Below are 16,252 nucleotides of genomic sequence, written 5' to 3'. Positions count from 1 at the left end.
GTTAAAATGCAAAATCCAGCTTATTTTGGCGAGTTTGGCGGTATGTTTGTACCCGAGTTGCTTGTCCCTGCACTTAAGCAGTTAGAAAACGAATTTAACAAAGCGCAAAAAGATCCTGAGTTTCAGGCAGAACTTAGCAAATTATTAAACGAGTATGCGGGTCGCCCTACGCCTCTTACTTTAACGCGTAATTTAGTTAAAAACCCAAAGGTTAAACTTTACTTAAAGCGTGAAGATCTACTTCATGGTGGTGCACACAAAACAAACCAGGTGCTTGGCCAAGCGTTATTAACAAAACGTATGGGTAAAAAAGAAGTAATTGCTGAAACCGGCGCAGGTCAGCATGGTGTTGCTACTGCTTTAGCGTGCGCACTTTTAGGTTTAAAATGCCGTATATACATGGGCGCGAAAGACGTTGAACGCCAACAACCTAATGTATTTAGAATGAAATTAATGGGCGCAGAAGTCATTCCTGTTACAGCGGGTTCTGGCACATTAAAAGATGCCGTAAACGAAGCGCTACGTGACTGGTCAGCTAACTACCAAGAAGCGCACTACTTACTAGGGACTGCGGCGGGCCCTCACCCATTCCCAACAATTGTTCGCGAATACCAAAAAGTAATTGGTGAAGAAGCCAAGCAACAAGTGCTTGAAGCTGAAGGACGCTTACCAGACGCTGTTATTGCCTGCGTGGGTGGTGGGTCAAATGCTATAGGTATGTTTACCGATTTTATTGACGAGCCTAGCGTAAAGCTAATTGGTGTAGAGCCAGCGGGTAAAGGCTTAGATACCCACGAACACGGCGCCACTATTTGTAAGGGTACTAAAGGTATACTACACGGTACTTACACTTACATTATGCAAAACGATGATGGCCAAATTGAAGAGTCATACTCTGTATCAGCGGGTCTAGATTACCCAGCGGTAGGCCCACAGCATGCATTTTTACATGAAACTGGCCGTGCACAATATGTAGGTATCAGTGACACTGAGGCACTTGATGCATTTCAGTCATTAGCTAAAAACGAAGGTATTATTCCAGCACTGGAGTCAAGCCATGCCCTAGCCTACGCGCTAAAATATGCAGAAGAGCAGACGCAAGACAGTGTAATCGTAATTAATTTAAGTGGCCGTGGCGATAAAGATTTAGCACATGTACACAAAGTATTATCTGAAGGAGGCCAGCTATGAGCCAAGTTAAGACGGACCGTTATGGCGCTATGTTTACTGCACTTAATGAGAAAAAACAAGGTGCGTTTGTTCCCTTTGTGACTATTGGCGACCCAGGTAAAGAGCAGAGTATTGCTATCATTAAAAGCTTAATTGATGGTGGTGCTGACGGACTAGAGCTGGGTATTCCCTTTTCAGATCCAATAGCCGATGGCCCTGTTATCCAAGCCGCTAATATTCGTGCCCTTGATGTGAATATTAACACCCAAGATTGCTTTGACATCATTAAAGAAATTCGCGAATACAATGCAGATATTCCAATTGGTTTATTGTTATATTCAAATTTAGTGTTTAAACGTGGCTTAGAAGCGTTTTACAAAGATGCAAAAGCCGTAGGGGTAGACTCTATTTTGGTAGCGGATGTTCCTTTGCATGAGTCTAAAATGTTTAGAAAGGCTGCAATGGACAATGGGGTTGACCCAATATTTATTGCAACACCTAATGCAGATGACGACACTCTTCGCCAGTGTGCTTCATATGGACGCGGTTATACTTATTTACTTTCACGTGCAGGCGTAACAGGTACTGATACCAAAGCACAAATGCCCGCTGGTAATATTGTAAATAAATTAAAAGAGTATCATGCAGCCCCTGCTCTACTGGGCTTTGGTATTTCAACGCCAGACGATGTTAAATCAGCATTAAATGCAGGTGCAGCCGGTGCAATTTCAGGCTCTGCGGTGGTAAAGATTATTGAAGCCAATCTTGATGATTTAGATGCAATGACAGCACAACTAAAAGCGTTTGTTAGCAACATGAAAGCCGCTACAGAGCTTTAATTAAACTCAGGTTATAACACATAAAAAGGGCATTTAAATGCCCTTTTTCATTATTAAAATTTAGTGTGCTTTATGCTTCCCTTCTAGCACCTCTTCAATAAATTTAGCGTTAAAAGCATCTAAATCTTCTGGGCTGCGGCTGGTTACTAAACCTCTGTCTACACACACTTCCTCATTTACCCAGTTTGCGCCTGCATTCATTAAATCGCTTTTAATACTTGGGAAAGAAGTGATTGTGCGGTCACGTAACTTGTTAATTTCTGCCAACAACCATGGTGCATGACAAATTGCAGCAACTGGTTTGTTTTTTTCTGCACCAAAAAAGCCGTCTATAAAGGCTTTTGCGTGTTTGTCTTGACGAAGGCTGTCTGGATTAAATAACCCACCGGGTAACATTAATGCATCGTAATCAGCTGAGTTTGTATTGGTGACGAGTTTATCTACTGATACTTTTTCGCCCCATTTATCTTCATTCCACCCAGTTATTTGACCTTCTTTGATAGAGACGATCTCTATTTCTGCACCCGCATTTAATAATGCATCGCGAGGAGAAAACAATTCACTTTGTTCAAAACCGTCAGTGGCTAAAATGGCAATTTTTTTACCTTTTAGTGGTGTACGCGATTGTAATGTATTCATTTGGCTCTCCTTATAAATTAATTAAGTGTTTAACTCACTAAACAATAAGCAGGACGGATGCCAAATTTAAATCATTGAAAATTATATTAAATTTTAATTTATGATATAACCCCATGTAAATTATTTATAATTAATGAATAATCTACATGACGTTAAAAGAGCGTTGTTCTAGATAGTACAAATAAAAAGGTAAGTAGAAGTGAAGTATTAAAGGCTATCTTTAAGTGCTTTAGCTGGTTTAAAAACGGCCTTGTTAGCCCCTTCTATTTCGATTGTCTCACCCGTTTGTGGATTGCGCCCAGTGCGTGCCGGATAATAGCTAAGTGCAAACGTACCAAATCCATTAATTTGCACCTGATCACCTTCAGATAACGATTTAGTAATCACTTTTTGAATACTTGTAAGAGCGGCTTGTGAATCTTTTTTAGTAAGTTCACTGTGTTTTGCCATTTCGGCAACAAGTTGAGTTTTGTTCATATAAGGCTCCTAAATACACGTAAACAATGAATACGTTTAGCGTGGGAATATAATGATGAATAAATAAAGCCACGCAGGCTAAGGCTTACAGGGCTTTAAGTCAACCTTGTAGTTACCAAGTGTTATGTGGTAAAAACGCTGTAATTTATTTTTGTATAATTTAGGTAGTATATGCACGCATTAATTGAATACATTCCACTTATACTGTTTTTTGCAGTGTTTAAGCTTGTAGATATTTACTGGGCAACAGCTTTATTAATTGCAACATCGCTTATTCAAGTCATATATAGCTATTACAAACATGGGAAAGTACCAACCCGCCAGTGGATCTTTTTTTCTATTGCTGCCGTGTTTGGCACCTTAACGCTTGTGTTTCACGATGAGCAATTTGTAAAGTGGAAAGCCACTATAATATACGCGGGTTTCAGCATTATGCTGCTTGTGAGTCGTTACATACTCAATAAAAACTTAGTAAAAAAGGCACTAACCGCTATTTTAGAAAACGCAAATGACACAGATAAAAAAATAACCGTGCCAGAGCCATTATGGGATAAATTAAACTTAATGTGGGTAGCTATTACCGCCGGTATTGCAGCACTTAACATATACATAGCGTATAACTTTTCACTCGACTTTTGGGTAAACTTTAAAGTCTTTGGCTTGATGGCTATTACGTTTGTGAGCATTTTTGCCACAATTATTGCCCTTTATAAATACCTCCCTGATGATGACGAAGCTGTAAACTAGTTTTCGTCATAAAAATGTCGTCTTAGCTTGTTAGTTTATAAAAAAACAGCCTGAGACGACCTTGAACGCTAATCAATACCGTTGGTTTGAATTTACCCTCATATTTATTTTTTTACCGCTAGTAGGCTTTAGCTTACGCAGCCATTTAGCAAATTGGCTTTTCCCTGCGCTTATAATATTAATGAGCGTATGTTGCATGCTTTTGTTGAGCGACCCACACTTTAAACGCTTCAGGCTTACCAGCTTTGGACAGTTTTCTGCTGTAAAAAATCGTCTGTTTAGTTTCTTTTTATTAGGCGCCGTTTTCTCTGGTATGTTTTATGGGATCATCCATCAAGAAAACTGGTTTGCCCTCCCTCGTAATTCTTTTAATGATTGGCTACTTTTGTTACTGCTATACCCCGTGTTGTCGGTTATCCCTCAAGAGCTAATATTCAGAACCTATTTTTTTCATCGTTATAAACACATTATGCCTAAAAAAAGTATGCGAATTATTGTAAGTGCCACTGTGTTTGCACTGGCTCATATAGTTTATGCAAATTGGATTGCGGTATGTTTAGCTTTTTTAGGCGGGTTGTTATTTTCGTATACTTACGCTCAAAGCCGCTCAACCTTTGTATGTGTTATTGAGCATAGCTTGTGGGGAATTTGGATGTTTACTCTAGGTATTGGGAGTTATCTAGACTCAGGTGCTTTAACCTAAATGTTAGGCACAAAAAAACCGCGGCAAGCGCGGCTTTTTTTATTCTTTACATTTTAAAAGCCAAATAACTTTAAACCAAAGAACTTGGTAGCAACCGTGTTTATAAATATCACAGCTAAAATAAATGGGATAAACGTTGAAAGAGAAAAGTTAACGTATTTCTCCATCATGCTGCCTTCGTAGCTAGGTGAACCTTGGCTTAGTTCCTGTGTTAAACGCGCTTTTTTCCATCGATACATTACAAACAAACACACCATTAAGCCATTTAGAGGTAAAATAGTGTCGTAGAATACATCAACTACAATATCAAAAAAGCTCTTACTGGCACCGCCATAGCTGGTAAACGACGTTAAACTGTCAACCATACCAAACGACATAGTACATATAATTGTAAGCACGCCTGTGCTAAGCGTTAGTATACCTAAAGCTTTTTTACGACTAATACCTTTACGATCACTCAATGTAGCCGTTGGTACTTCTACAATTGAAACCAAAGACGTTATTGCTGCAAAAAATACAAGTAAAAAGAATGAAAAGGCGACAACTGAAGCCCCTACATAGCCAATATCGTTTTGTAATGCTAATAAGATTTTAGGTAAATAAACAAAAATCATTGATACAGACGAGTCTGATAACGACTCCGGGTTAGTATTTGGGTCAAAACTAAATATAGCGGGTAAAACCATAAGGCCGGCAACAAACGCGACTAGTGAGTCTGTAATAGCCACCATTTTTGCACTACTAACTATGTCATCTTTCTTAGAAATATAAGACGCATAGGTCATTAAAATACCCATACCTAGCGATAAAGAGAAGAACGCTTGACTCAATGCACCATTGAGTACGCTAGCACTCATTTTTGAAAAGTCAGGAATAACGTAATACTCAACGCCTGCCAATGCGTTATCTAGCGTTAAAACATACGCTACCAAAGCTAACAGCATTACCAACAATGCTGGCATTAATACTTTAGCCGCTTTTTCTATGCCCTGTTTTACACCGCCGAGTAAAATAAGGTTAACAATAACAACCACCACTGCCATATAAGCAAATACTGTGTAGCTGTTAATAAATGTCCCAAAATGGCTTGGATCGGCTAACGCATCTAAGTTACCCATGCCTGCCTGTATCAAGTAGCCAAAAATCCACACTGTAATTACCATATAAAAAACGGCAATCATAAATGGAGTTAAAACGGCTAAAAATCCTGCAAATTTCCATTTTTTATCGTTATTTGCTAAAAGTTTGTATGAACCGAGCGGATCTTTTTGAGCATTTCGGCCCATGGCCATTTCTGCCATCATCACGGGTAAACAAATAAACACGACAAATAGAGCATAAATTAATAAAAATGCGCCGCCACCATTTTTAGTCGCAGAAACGGGAAAACCCACTAAATTACCAATACCAACAGCAGAACCAGCTGCAGCCAGTATAAATCCGAGACGGGAGCTAAATCGCTCTCTATTATCGCTCATGTATAAAACCTTTTTATTATTTTGAGTATCTGAGCGACTCTACCAGTGTTATACAGCGGTTTTCAAGCAATTAGCGTTAAAAATAAAATCCAACTGTAAACCTAAGTGTATACGCTTTTAGTTAGCCAAATTTGAGCTCTGTGGTACTATTTGCATAATTAAATTTAACAACTTAAGTGAGAATCTTTTATGTTGTACATGATTTACTCAACAGACGTTGAAAACAGCCTTGAATTACGAAAAGCCGCACGTCCAGCGCACTTAGAACGCTTAAAAGAGCTTGATGCACAAAACAGGCTACTTACCGCCGGCCCTTTCCCTGCGGTTGATAATGAAGACCCTCAAGATGCCGGTTTTACTGGCTCAGTTATTATTGCAGAGTTTGATTCGCTAGAAGCTGCGCGTGAATGGGCAACTGATGATCCTTACGTTTCAGGTGGCGTATACGTAAATACAATTGTTAAACCATTCAAAAAAGTGTTTCCAGTATAAATAACAGCGTGTTGTTACAAGCCAACCTGTAATTCAGGATTTGTTCACACGTTTTTAATTAAAATTACTAATGTAATTACGGATTTAACGTTTTTACTTGAATTTTAGTAACTTAGTTAATTAAACTAAGGTTATCTGGTCTAGGAGTTTCTGTTATGCGCGTATTGTTAAGCCTCATTTTTATTGCTTGTGTTAGCTTTGCTAGCAACAGCCAAGCTTCGGCTACGCCCACTAAAAAGGTTAATCAACCGGTGGATAAAAAGAAAGCGGTAATACTTGCAAAACAAAGCATTGGCGGTAAAACGCTAAAGATAACTGAAAAACCAGAGTTTTATACCGTACGAATACTCAAATCTGACGGCCACGTCGTTGATTTACATATTAATAAAAAAACCGGCGAAGTGAAAAAGGATTAAAAAATGCGAATTTTAGTTATTGAAGACGATCTACATTTAGCAGACAACCTACGAAATGCATTAGAGAAAGAACGCTACAGCGTGGATTTATGTCACGATGGTGAAGCTGGTTTATTTCATATTACGGAATACCCTTTGGATATGGCTGTGGTTGATTTGGGTTTACCTAAAATTGACGGAATTGAGTTAATTAACAAAGCACGTGCCCAAGGCGTGACAATTCCAATTTTAATTTTAACAGCCCGTGATCGCTGGCAAGATAAAGTTGAAGGGCTAGATGCCGGTGCAGACGACTATTTAACAAAGCCATTTCATGTTGAAGAATTAGCAGCGCGTTGTAACGCACTTATTCGCCGCAGTGCAGGTAAAGCTAACCCTGAAATGACAGCAGGACCTATAAAAATACACACCCGTTCGCAACAAGTTTGGGTCGATGACAAAGAGTTAAGCCTAACGGCTTATGAGTATAAAGTACTTGAATACTTAATGGTAAACCCACAAAAGGTTATTTCTAAGTCAGAACTCACTGAGCATATTTACGATCAGGATTTCGACCTTGATTCGAATGTAATTGAAGTGTTTGTTTTACGCCTACGTAAAAAGTTAGACCCAGAAGGCACCCTCAACCCAGTTGAAACGTTACGTGGCCGTGGTTACAGGCTAAAAAGTCAGTGGTAGGACCGCAAGTATCACTAAAAATAAGGCAAGGATTTATCCTTGTCTTTGTTTTATTGGTGGCCCTGCCTATTTTGTTTTACTCAATTGGCAAAGCCTATTATGCCTCTTTGGTCGATGCCACAGAAAAAACGCTAGAAGCTCAACTCTATTCTCTCATATCTGAGGTAGACTTCACTGAACATGGCATAATTATGCCAAGCACTATATTAGCGCCTGAGCTTAACAGATTAAACTCTGACACATACGCAATGATTTACCGAGACGAAGAGCCAATTTGGCATTCGGAGTCGGCGGTGAATGTCGACTTTGTACCTCAACAAATAGAAACCAAAGCCGGTGCTGCTGACTTTAGGCGCGTAGAATACAAAAATACGGTTTATTGGCAGCTTAGTTTAACCGTAATATTAAACAATATTGATCAGTCCGAGCAGGCTCGGTTCATTTTAGTAAAACGTAACGACGCTCTACTTCGCTTAATGGATGGGTTTAAACAAACACTTGTTGAGTGGATGTTTGTTATGGGTATTGCCATAACAATTTTAATGGCTATCGGTTTTATTTGGAGCGCTCGCCCACTTCAGCGCTTAGATAAAGAAATAAAAGCCATTGAATCTGGTGATATACAAGAAATTAAAGGCCTTTATCCAATTGAACTACAAACCATAAAAGCCGACTTAAACTTGTTACTTGAATCTCAGCAACGGCAAAAAGAACGCTACAGAGCATCGCTCAGCGATTTAGCGCACGCACTTAAAACCCCACTAGCTGTTCTTAAATCAAGCCCGCTTGCAAATGATGCTGACGCACAAGAACAGTTAGACCGTATAAATGTGATGATCGAACATCAATTAAAGCGTGCAGCTACTGGCGCGTCAGATACGTGGAAAAAACAAACGCCTATAAAACCAGTTATCGACTCAATACTTAGTGCAATGGCTAAAGTTTATCGCGACAAAGATATTATTTTTGATTGTATAGTTTCTGATAAAGACTACTTTTTAGGTGACCAAACCGATTTAATGGAGTTACTAGGCAACTTAATTGATAACGCCTGTAAAGCGTGTCGTTCTCAAGTAACGGTACAAGTGGTGCAAAGTAAAACATTATGTATAGGTATAAGTGATGACGGCCCGGGTGTGCCAGAAGATAAGCGCGAATCATTACTTAAACGCGGTACACGCCTAGATACATACCAAAGTGGGCATGGTGTTGGCATGGCCATTGTCTCGGACTTGGTTACATCTTACCATGGTACACTGACAATCACTGAAGCCGACAAGCTAGGCGGCGCACAATTTATATTAGAGTTTAATTACCATGATAAAAAATAACACGTATGCAAACTTGTTTTCGTTTTTTCTCCTTATGATAAGTGGCAGTGCTTATTCTAATGCTGTGTGCCAATTGGTTGATAAGCCAACTATGAATGAATCTAAGCGTTACATACAATGCCTTGACACCCAGCTCGATAAAGCCAAACAAGAGCAAGGGACTTGGATTCAAAAACGCAAGTACGAACTCGTCCAATCTGAAGAAGCAACGGGTAATACCCAAGTGCTGCAGTTATTTATGCGCAGTATAAAAAATAATGAGAAGTACATTGAAAGCGCCTGTCAGTGGCGCTACATATTAAAACTTCCTAATGCAAAAGCAGCCGCTATCAGCTACAAGCACTGTGAAATTCAGTTAGTAAATCAGTTTACAGAATCCTTGAAACAACCTTTTTGAACCACGTGTAAATAACACGACTAGCTCGCATACTCACTTGACAAAAGTGCACACACAAAACAAACTACCTACTAGTAGATTGTTAAACTTAAAAAGGTAAATAATGGCCAAGCCTATAATAATTATTGGTGGCGGACTTGCAGGGCTTTATGCTGCAACAAAATTGCATGAACGTAATATTGCGTTTTTATTATTAGAAGCCAAGCCATTTTTAGGTGGGCGTGTTTATTGTGAAAATTCAATAAAAAATGAAAATATTGGGTTTGATCTTGGTCCGACGTGGATGTTTCCTCATCAACCAAAAATTCAATCATTGGTCAAATCGCTCAACTTATCGATATTTGAGCAATACAATCATGGTGATGTGTTATACCAAGCGCCTAATCAGGCAATTCAACAAATTGCAGGCGCTGGCGAAATGCAATTGTTTAGGCTAAAACATGGCATGAGTACCTTAATCAAGGCACTCTATAAAAAGCTACCTTCAAAGCATATATTGTTAAATCATTACGTAACAGAACTCAAAAAAAGTAATGATAACTGGCAGTTAACAGTCAATAACAATGGTAAAGTACAGCAGTTTGAAACAAAAACAGTGCTCACTGCCCTACCTCCTCGAATGATCACTCAACATTTAACACCTAATCTTTGGGCAAGTGAGAGGCTTATAAATCGTTTGACTACAACGCCCACTTGGATGGCAGGACAGGCTAAATTTGTGGCCACATTCGATTACGCCTTTTGGCGAGAACGCAATCTATCTGGGCAATGCTTTAGTCGAGTCGGCCCCATGGTTGAAATACATGATGCAAGTGCAGAACACAATAAGCATGCTGCCTTATTTGGCTTTATCGGCGTGCCATATTCCACTCGCAGTAAAGTTACCAAAGCACAATTAATAGAGGCTTGTATTAACCAGCTAATCTATTTTTACGGCGAAGCCGCTAGAAACCCCACACATTGTTTTGTAAAAGATTGGGCTGAGGATGAATTTATTGCCAATAAAGGCGATAAAACACAACCCTCACAACACCCTGATTTCCATTTAGGTGAACTAACAAGTGAGCTAAGAGATTTAAATATTCACTTAGTAGGAAGTGAATTCGCAAAAAAAGAAGCAGGATATTTAGAGGGAGCACTTAACGCTGTTGATGATGCATTAAGTGCTATTTAGCAATTCAAATGGGTTATATTGGCTATAAATGCTGTAGGTTAACGCATCGCGCTATCTTCACCACTGCCTAATAATGTAGCAACCCATTTACCTTCTATGCTTGTTTCAAGGCCTATTTTAACAATCATTGTTAATGGAACAGATAAAAGCATACCCACTGTACCAAGTAGCCACCCCCAAAATATTAAAGATAAAAATACAACAAGGGTCGATAGGCCAAGCCCTTTACCTAAAAATTTAGGCTCTACAATGTTTCCCATTACCGTGTTTATTGTTAAGTAACCCGCCGCTACCATACCTGCAATTAGAGGGCCTTGAGTTATTAACGCAAGTAACACGGCAGGCACAGCCGCAATAATTGACCCAATATTCGGAATGTAATTAAACATAAATGCTAAAACACCCCATAATATAAAGTAGTCGACATTTAGAACCCATAAGTAAACAGACACAATAATACCGGTAGCTAAACTAACGAGTGTTTTTATAGCCAAGTAAGAATTAATTGATTCTAAAAATCGGTCAATTTGCTTCATTTTACTATCAGGATCTTCAAGAGCCATATGTATTTTATTGCTTAGCAATGGGCCTTCAAACAGCATAAAAATAACCGTTAAGATTATTAAAAACATGTTTGCCATTACGCCACCAAGCCCTGTCAGCATGTTAGTTGCTACATCAACCATTTTGCCTGGGTCAAACATCGAAATGAGTTGTTCTTTATTAATTAAAATATTGTACTGGGAGGCGAGGTCTACAAGCCAAATAAACTCTTCTTTGAGTTGGGCTTTATATTCAGGAAGCTGCTGTGAAAAATCATTAATGGACTGGCCAACTAAGCCACCTAAGCTGACTCCAAGCCCAACAATAATTAGCACCACAAGCATCACTGCAATGCCTTTAGGAATTTTATAACGTGCAAAAAATTTAATTAGTGGATTACAAATAATGGCAATAAATGCTGCTAATATGAAAGGAATAACAATGACACTTGCTGATTTGATCCCTGCCAATACCACTACTAAAGCAGCAAAAACAATTAAGCTTTTATTTACACCCGTTAAACCTGCCACTTTATTCATCCTTTTATTTGTAATAAGGCCACAGTGTAAGGCAAAACCTAATGAAATGAAATAATTACAAAGTGATCATAACCCTTGTTACTTCGTATTAAGGATAGAAACTACATGCTAGTGAGTATAAATTAAAAACACTTGCTACAATTATAATTTGAGGATTCAATATGCATATATTTGTTACAGGTGCTACTGGGCTAATTGGCCAACATTTATGTCCTTTTTTAGAGCACCATAACACGGTTACCGTGCTAAGCCGTAATGCCACAAAAGCAAATGTATTATTGGGTCATAAAATTAAAGCAGTCACTGACATAAGCGCTGTTGATTTTAATACCGTTGACGTTGTTATTAATTTAGCCGGTGAGCCAATCGTTAATAAACGTTGGAGCGATAAACAGAAGCAAATTATACGTGACAGCCGCATTAATATAACGCAGCAAATTAGCCACGCTATTGCAGCAAGTACTAACCCTCCACACACGTTTATATCAGGCAGTGCTATTGGCTACTATGGACGCCAAAGCAACAAGCGCATAGATGAAAGCTTTACAGAACCCCACAATGAGTTTAGTCATCAGCTTTGCAAAGACTGGGAAGACGCAGCATTAAAAGCAGAGTCTGAAAAAACACGAGTCTGCCTATTACGAACCGGTATTGTATTAGCTAAAAAAGGTGGCGCATTAAGCAAGATGCTTCCCGCATTTAAATTGTGTTTAGGCGGGCCAATTGGTGACGGCGAGCAAGGTATGTCGTGGATACATATAGACGATATGACACAGCTTATTTTATATATTATGAAACACCCTGAAATTTCGGGGCCAATTAACGCCGTAGCACCAAACCCAGTTAGTAACTCAGAGTTTAGTAAACGCTTGGGTAATGCATTATCGCGTCCTGCTTTTATGCCCATGCCTGCATTTGTATTGAAAGTATTAATGGGTGAAATGTCTGACTTACTTACTACCGGGCAATTTGTAGTGCCAACCAAAGCACAAAAGCATAACTATCGTTTTCATTACGAAAACCTTAAATCGGCCTTGGACAGCTTGGTTTAGCTGGCGTTAATTATCTTCTGCGTATACTCTATTCAGTTACAATATGGGTAACTAGTACTATTTACCCATATTGACCTTTCATGATTAATACATAATACTTAAGTTAGTCAGACACAATTTCCTAATAAAAGCGAAAATGAATGCTACACCTGCCTACTGTGATTGGTCTCTCTTTTATACTTAACCTACTAATAGGGTTGTTTTTTTTATCTGTTCATAATTACAAAAAACAATCTGCTTTTTTAATTTTTGGTTTAGCGTGCATTGCATTTTCATTTGCTGAACTACTCGCATGTTTAAAACTAATACTTAATTTTCCTTTTATTACGAGTTATTTAGCGAATATTTTTATAATACTCAGCCCATTTTTAATTATTCTGGGACTACATAAATACAAATACAGCAAACCTTTAAACTTACGCCCTATTTACTATTTGCTACTTTTTACCGCTGTAATTTTATTATCAGTGTACCCTTACTCCGCGGCACAAATGGTAACGAGCTTTATTATTGCAGGGTTATACTTATTTTCTGCTTACATCATTAGCACTATGAGCTTTGTTGCAACCTTACAAAAAAAGGCATTAATTACCTGCTTTTTAATCCATAGTTTGCTTATGTTTGTTCAAACAGTGCTGCTTGCTTTACCTATTTTAAGCCTAAGCGAGACAACCTATTTAGAACCATTAGAGCTCATTTTAAGCAGTCATTTAATTTTAGCCACTTGCAGTGCATTATTACTCCCTTACTTATTAGCATCTAATACAGAACATACGCTTGCCAGCATTGCTAATACTGACGTTTTAAGTCAACTATTTAACCGCCGTGGTTTTTTTATAAAAGGAAAAAACGCGTTAAGTTTACCTCTTTACCAAAACAAAAATATTTCACTTATTTTGCTCGATATTGATTTTTTCAAACGCGTTAACGATACCTATGGCCACGAGGCCGGCGATCAAGCCATAAAGTGGATCGCTCAGCATGTAAAATCACAATTTTTAAATGAGGAAATATCAGCCAGGATCGGCGGCGAAGAATTTGCCATTTTGTTGCCCAACTGCTCATTAAGTGATGCCAGAAATAATGCCGAAGAACTACGCGAAAGCATAAGCAGTTATCCATTTTATTACGAAGGGCACGATATAAATTTATCGGTGAGTGCAGGCGTCAGTAGCACAATAAACGGCGAGCAGACTATAAAAGAGTTACTAGCGAACGCCGACAAACGACTCTACCTTGCTAAAGAAACGGGCCGTGACAAAGTGGTAACCTACGATGAAAAAAGCTTACTTTTGCAAGCTTAATTTGAAAAAGTCTTAACTTGATCTGCCAGATTCGATTTGTAGAGTTGAATTAAATCTGACAGTGAATAGCCGATTTGTGCCATGAGCGGACTATCGTAACCTTAGACACTTTTATGGTAAATTTTTTAAAAGGGTAAAATAGCATCAGTTACTTTGTCTGATATTTCCAAATCTGCCTCTAAATTTAAAACTTCGTCTTTAAATGAACTATTATCAAACCTTTTGGAGAGATACTTGGTCACTTCTATTTGTATTTTATTTTCTTTAAAAAACTTATCAATAACTATTACATAGTCGCCATCCAAGTCTTGAAAGTCGACATAATCTGATTCATCACAATAAGATAGAAACTCAGCGAGCATCATCGCTTTACTTTGTAAGTATGAGTTTATAGCATTTTTTGCAAACTCTGAGTATTGAACGTATAAAACAGAAGACAATGTATCTCCCCAATAAAAGTTCTTTAGCCTACCGGCTTCATCTATTCGCACTTTTGAATCACTACCTACTAGTTTTAATAAAGAAGGATAATTTATATTAATTCTTGAATTATCATCTAAACAAAGTGCATTTTTCTTATACGGGATAAGAAAATATTTTCTGTAATTTCTTTCATCGATAGTTTCAAGAAACGATAGGGTATTTTGCCATTTTCTAAACTCATTAAAATCATTGATGACTAGTTTATAAAAACCTATTTTACGATCCTCACTAAGCATTGAAATAAATACGGAAGCAAAATACTCCTGAATACTTTTATGAGTGAAAGAGAATTCATCAAAACCATCTCGAATGATTAGTGCAGTAATACTTGTTATATCGTCAATTAAACGATCTTCCAAATTTTCTGGGAGTCCATCCAATTTTGCCGAATTATGTAAATAATCTTGAAATAAATAGCTAGGAAATCGAGTGTTATTATCATTCAAAGATAAGAAACTTAAGGAGTTAAATAATCGTTGCATTTGATAATCGGTTAAGCCAGCCTTTCTTTCTCTCTCAAAGCCCATTTTCATTCTATCGTGCCTATAAAGCATAGTTGGGAAAATTAAGCTGTAAAATTCAGAAAGGCTGTCTGGTTTGAACTGTCTCGCATTATAAGTAATAGTAAATAAGGTAAGTAATAAAGCTGTAGTAGTAACTTCAGAGATAAAGTCACTGTTTGAAAGGATTGTATTAATACTTTCTGCTTCTTTATCTGATTCATATAAATGGTTTACAAATTTCTTTTGTGTATCAAGTGACATAGGGCTTATTTTTCGTTTAGAAAAATAAAAAGAAGAGCCCATACCAGAATCTGGTCTTGAAGACACCACAATCCGTAAATCAGGATAAGTTCTTACTATTGTTTCTAACTCTCTTGCGATTCGGGTTCTTTCGTTATTTGGTACCTCATCAAAACCATCTAAGAATAAGACTACTTTTTTTGACTTCGCCAAAAAATCAAATAGAGAATTATCAAGTTTAACTCCTAGATCTTCGATTGCTTCCATTAACTCTTCTTTGAGCTTTTTCTTATATCCCAAATTTCTAAATTCGATAAAAATAGGTATAAAATTACTTCCAGCTCCTTCTTTGATGCAAAGTTTTCTAAGGTATAAAGATTTCCCTTGACCAGGACCTCCTTCGACTAGGACTTGTTTAGTACCAAATTGACTAAATGATTCAATTTTTTCACCGTCAAAAAGTACAGCGTCATCAAAAAATATATTATTTAAATTTACAATTGAATCGGGATTTAATATGGTTTTCACTTGTCCTATTCGTTCAACATTATCTTTAAAGGACTTAAGCTTACCGATAGCGAATGCTTCAGATATTTTTTCTTGAACTTTTCCTTTGGCAGACTTTAATAAGTCATCGACAATACCATCGAGACCACCAGTTGCTTTTTTTATTATATCGTCAATCATAACGGCTCCATGTAGGTTGAGGATTTCTCTATTTGCCTAGCAGCTTATTGAACACCATTGTGGTTTTTTATAACACACCAAAATGGCGTATATTACATATCCTGATAATTTCACCAATAATTACATTTGTAAACAGGTAATTAAAACAGCTAGGAATTAAGCATGTTATTTTACCCCAAAACGGCGTTTAATAATGTTATCGGACAAAATTAGGCTCCTACTCAAAGAAGTAGGAATAAATTTAACTTTTCCAGTGTCCGGTTATCGCTCATAGCTGCCTGTCAGATAAAGTCTAAACCTATTTGCTTATACTGTCAGATCAGATATGAGCTACTACACTTAATTACTAAATTAAACTAT

The 16,252-nt window shown here is 37.7% G+C and carries 17 protein-coding genes; 12 read left to right on the top strand and 5 right to left on the bottom strand.

Annotated elements, in window-relative coordinates; all coding sequences use genetic code 11:
* Window positions 1-6 precede the first annotated feature (6 nt).
* Window positions 7-1,191 carry a tryptophan synthase subunit beta gene (gene trpB, locus RF53_RS05240; RefSeq protein WP_006792214.1) on the top strand — a complete coding sequence of 395 codons (1,185 nt, stop codon included), beginning with the start codon at window positions 7-9 and terminating at the stop codon, window positions 1,189-1,191.
* Window positions 1,188-2,009, top strand: coding sequence for a tryptophan synthase subunit alpha (trpA, locus tag RF53_RS05235; protein ID WP_039036838.1), 822 nt, complete (start codon window positions 1,188-1,190; stop codon window positions 2,007-2,009). Before trpB ends, trpA begins: the two co-directional genes overlap by 4 nt.
* 60 nt (window positions 2,010-2,069) lie before the next feature.
* Here the strand turns inward: trpA and RF53_RS05230 are convergent, their stop codons facing one another.
* Both RF53_RS05230 and RF53_RS05225 read right to left on the bottom strand, forming a co-directional pair.
* Window positions 2,070-2,648, bottom strand: a complete 579-nt coding sequence (locus tag RF53_RS05230) for a type 1 glutamine amidotransferase domain-containing protein (RefSeq protein WP_006792216.1) — start codon at window positions 2,646-2,648, stop codon at window positions 2,070-2,072.
* A gap of 207 nt (window positions 2,649-2,855) precedes the next feature.
* Window positions 2,856-3,125 carry an HU family DNA-binding protein gene (locus RF53_RS05225; protein ID WP_039036837.1) on the bottom strand — a complete coding sequence of 90 codons (270 nt, stop codon included), beginning with the start codon at window positions 3,123-3,125 and terminating at the stop codon, window positions 2,856-2,858.
* Window positions 3,126-3,296: 171 nt separating this feature from the next.
* Between RF53_RS05225 and ispZ the strand changes: the two genes are divergently transcribed.
* Window positions 3,297-3,872, top strand: coding sequence for a septation protein IspZ (gene ispZ, locus RF53_RS05220; protein ID WP_039036836.1), 576 nt, complete (start codon window positions 3,297-3,299; stop codon window positions 3,870-3,872).
* 61 nt (window positions 3,873-3,933) lie between these two features.
* On the top strand, window positions 3,934-4,575 hold the full coding sequence (locus tag RF53_RS05215) for a CPBP family intramembrane glutamic endopeptidase (RefSeq protein ID WP_039036835.1): 642 nt from the start codon (window positions 3,934-3,936) through the stop codon (window positions 4,573-4,575).
* Between the two features lie 53 nt (window positions 4,576-4,628).
* Here RF53_RS05215 and RF53_RS05210 read toward each other — a convergent pair whose 3' ends face one another.
* A complete protein-coding gene (locus RF53_RS05210) occupies window positions 4,629-6,053 on the bottom strand; it encodes a sodium-dependent transporter (protein WP_006792220.1) in 1,425 nt (474 codons plus the stop codon).
* A 189-nt stretch (window positions 6,054-6,242) separates the two neighbouring features.
* On the opposite strand from RF53_RS05210, the gene RF53_RS05205 reads away from it, so the two are divergent.
* The 6 genes from RF53_RS05205 to RF53_RS05180 all read left to right on the top strand — a co-directional run bounded on the left by RF53_RS05205 (window position 6,243) and on the right by RF53_RS05180 (window position 10,541).
* Window positions 6,243-6,545, top strand: a complete 303-nt coding sequence (locus RF53_RS05205; RefSeq protein ID WP_008127726.1) for a YciI family protein — start codon at window positions 6,243-6,245, stop codon at window positions 6,543-6,545.
* 155 nt (window positions 6,546-6,700) lie between these two features.
* Window positions 6,701-6,961: a PepSY domain-containing protein gene (locus RF53_RS05200; protein WP_010557520.1), complete on the top strand. Its 261-nt coding sequence runs from the start codon at window positions 6,701-6,703 to the stop codon at window positions 6,959-6,961.
* 3 nt (window positions 6,962-6,964) lie between these two features.
* On the top strand, window positions 6,965-7,639 hold the full coding sequence (locus RF53_RS05195; RefSeq protein WP_008127723.1) for a response regulator transcription factor: 675 nt from the start codon (window positions 6,965-6,967) through the stop codon (window positions 7,637-7,639).
* Window positions 7,633-8,970 (top strand): ATP-binding protein, encoded by a 1,338-nt coding sequence (locus tag RF53_RS05190; protein ID WP_010557521.1) that lies wholly within the window; start codon window positions 7,633-7,635, stop codon window positions 8,968-8,970. Before RF53_RS05195 ends, RF53_RS05190 begins: the two co-directional genes overlap by 7 nt.
* Window positions 8,957-9,367, top strand: coding sequence for a hypothetical protein (locus RF53_RS05185; protein ID WP_039036834.1), 411 nt, complete (start codon window positions 8,957-8,959; stop codon window positions 9,365-9,367). The genes RF53_RS05190 and RF53_RS05185 overlap by 14 nt, the downstream gene beginning before the upstream one ends.
* 103 nt (window positions 9,368-9,470) lie before the next feature.
* Window positions 9,471-10,541: a flavin monoamine oxidase family protein gene (locus tag RF53_RS05180; RefSeq protein ID WP_039036833.1), complete on the top strand. Its 1,071-nt coding sequence runs from the start codon at window positions 9,471-9,473 to the stop codon at window positions 10,539-10,541.
* Window positions 10,542-10,579: 38 nt separating this feature from the next.
* Here the strand turns inward: RF53_RS05180 and RF53_RS05175 are convergent, their stop codons facing one another.
* A complete protein-coding gene (locus tag RF53_RS05175; RefSeq protein WP_008127717.1) occupies window positions 10,580-11,614 on the bottom strand; it encodes an AI-2E family transporter in 1,035 nt (344 codons plus the stop codon).
* Between the two features lie 170 nt (window positions 11,615-11,784).
* Here RF53_RS05175 and RF53_RS05170 point away from each other — a divergent pair, with 170 nt between their 5' ends.
* The gene (locus RF53_RS05170; protein ID WP_039036832.1) at window positions 11,785-12,675 is read left to right on the top strand and encodes a TIGR01777 family oxidoreductase; all 891 of its coding nucleotides are present in this window, start codon (window positions 11,785-11,787) and stop codon (window positions 12,673-12,675) included.
* Between the two features lie 140 nt (window positions 12,676-12,815).
* Entirely contained in the window at window positions 12,816-13,979 is a 1,164-nt protein-coding gene (locus tag RF53_RS05165; protein WP_039036831.1) for a GGDEF domain-containing protein, read from the top strand.
* Between the two features lie 125 nt (window positions 13,980-14,104).
* Here the strand turns inward: RF53_RS05165 and RF53_RS05160 are convergent, their stop codons facing one another.
* Window positions 14,105-15,892 carry an NACHT domain-containing protein gene (locus RF53_RS05160; protein ID WP_039036830.1) on the bottom strand — a complete coding sequence of 596 codons (1,788 nt, stop codon included), beginning with the start codon at window positions 15,890-15,892 and terminating at the stop codon, window positions 14,105-14,107.
* Between the last annotated feature and the right edge of the window lie 360 nt (window positions 15,893-16,252).

The sequence above is a fragment of the Pseudoalteromonas sp. ECSMB14103 genome, assembly GCF_000813065.1.
GTDB classification, from domain to species: domain Bacteria; phylum Pseudomonadota; class Gammaproteobacteria; order Enterobacterales; family Alteromonadaceae; genus Pseudoalteromonas; species Pseudoalteromonas marina.
Note: the sequence above shows the minus strand (reverse complement) of the source record. Positions and strands in the feature narration are given on the sequence as shown.

What these genes read in the sequence shown, in the direction of transcription:
- RF53_RS05160 (WP_039036830.1), bottom strand. Translation starts at nt 15,892, where the DNA reads ATGATTGACGATATAATAAAAAAAGCAACTGGTGGTCTCGATGGTATT.
- RF53_RS05230 (WP_006792216.1), bottom strand. Translation starts at nt 2,648, where the DNA reads ATGAATACATTACAATCGCGTACACCACTAAAAGGTAAAAAAATTGCC.
- RF53_RS05200 (WP_010557520.1), top strand. Translation starts at nt 6,701, where the DNA reads ATGCGCGTATTGTTAAGCCTCATTTTTATTGCTTGTGTTAGCTTTGCT.
- ispZ (WP_039036836.1), top strand. Translation starts at nt 3,297, where the DNA reads ATGCACGCATTAATTGAATACATTCCACTTATACTGTTTTTTGCAGTG.
- RF53_RS05210 (WP_006792220.1), bottom strand. Translation starts at nt 6,053, where the DNA reads ATGAGCGATAATAGAGAGCGATTTAGCTCCCGTCTCGGATTTATACTG.
- trpB (WP_006792214.1), top strand. Translation starts at nt 7, where the DNA reads ATGCAAAATCCAGCTTATTTTGGCGAGTTTGGCGGTATGTTTGTACCC.
- RF53_RS05185 (WP_039036834.1), top strand. Translation starts at nt 8,957, where the DNA reads ATGATAAAAAATAACACGTATGCAAACTTGTTTTCGTTTTTTCTCCTT.
- RF53_RS05225 (WP_039036837.1), bottom strand. Translation starts at nt 3,125, where the DNA reads ATGAACAAAACTCAACTTGTTGCCGAAATGGCAAAACACAGTGAACTT.
- RF53_RS05165 (WP_039036831.1), top strand. Translation starts at nt 12,816, where the DNA reads ATGCTACACCTGCCTACTGTGATTGGTCTCTCTTTTATACTTAACCTA.
- RF53_RS05195 (WP_008127723.1), top strand. Translation starts at nt 6,965, where the DNA reads ATGCGAATTTTAGTTATTGAAGACGATCTACATTTAGCAGACAACCTA.
- RF53_RS05180 (WP_039036833.1), top strand. Translation starts at nt 9,471, where the DNA reads ATGGCCAAGCCTATAATAATTATTGGTGGCGGACTTGCAGGGCTTTAT.
- RF53_RS05170 (WP_039036832.1), top strand. Translation starts at nt 11,785, where the DNA reads ATGCATATATTTGTTACAGGTGCTACTGGGCTAATTGGCCAACATTTA.
- RF53_RS05205 (WP_008127726.1), top strand. Translation starts at nt 6,243, where the DNA reads ATGTTGTACATGATTTACTCAACAGACGTTGAAAACAGCCTTGAATTA.
- trpA (WP_039036838.1), top strand. Translation starts at nt 1,188, where the DNA reads ATGAGCCAAGTTAAGACGGACCGTTATGGCGCTATGTTTACTGCACTT.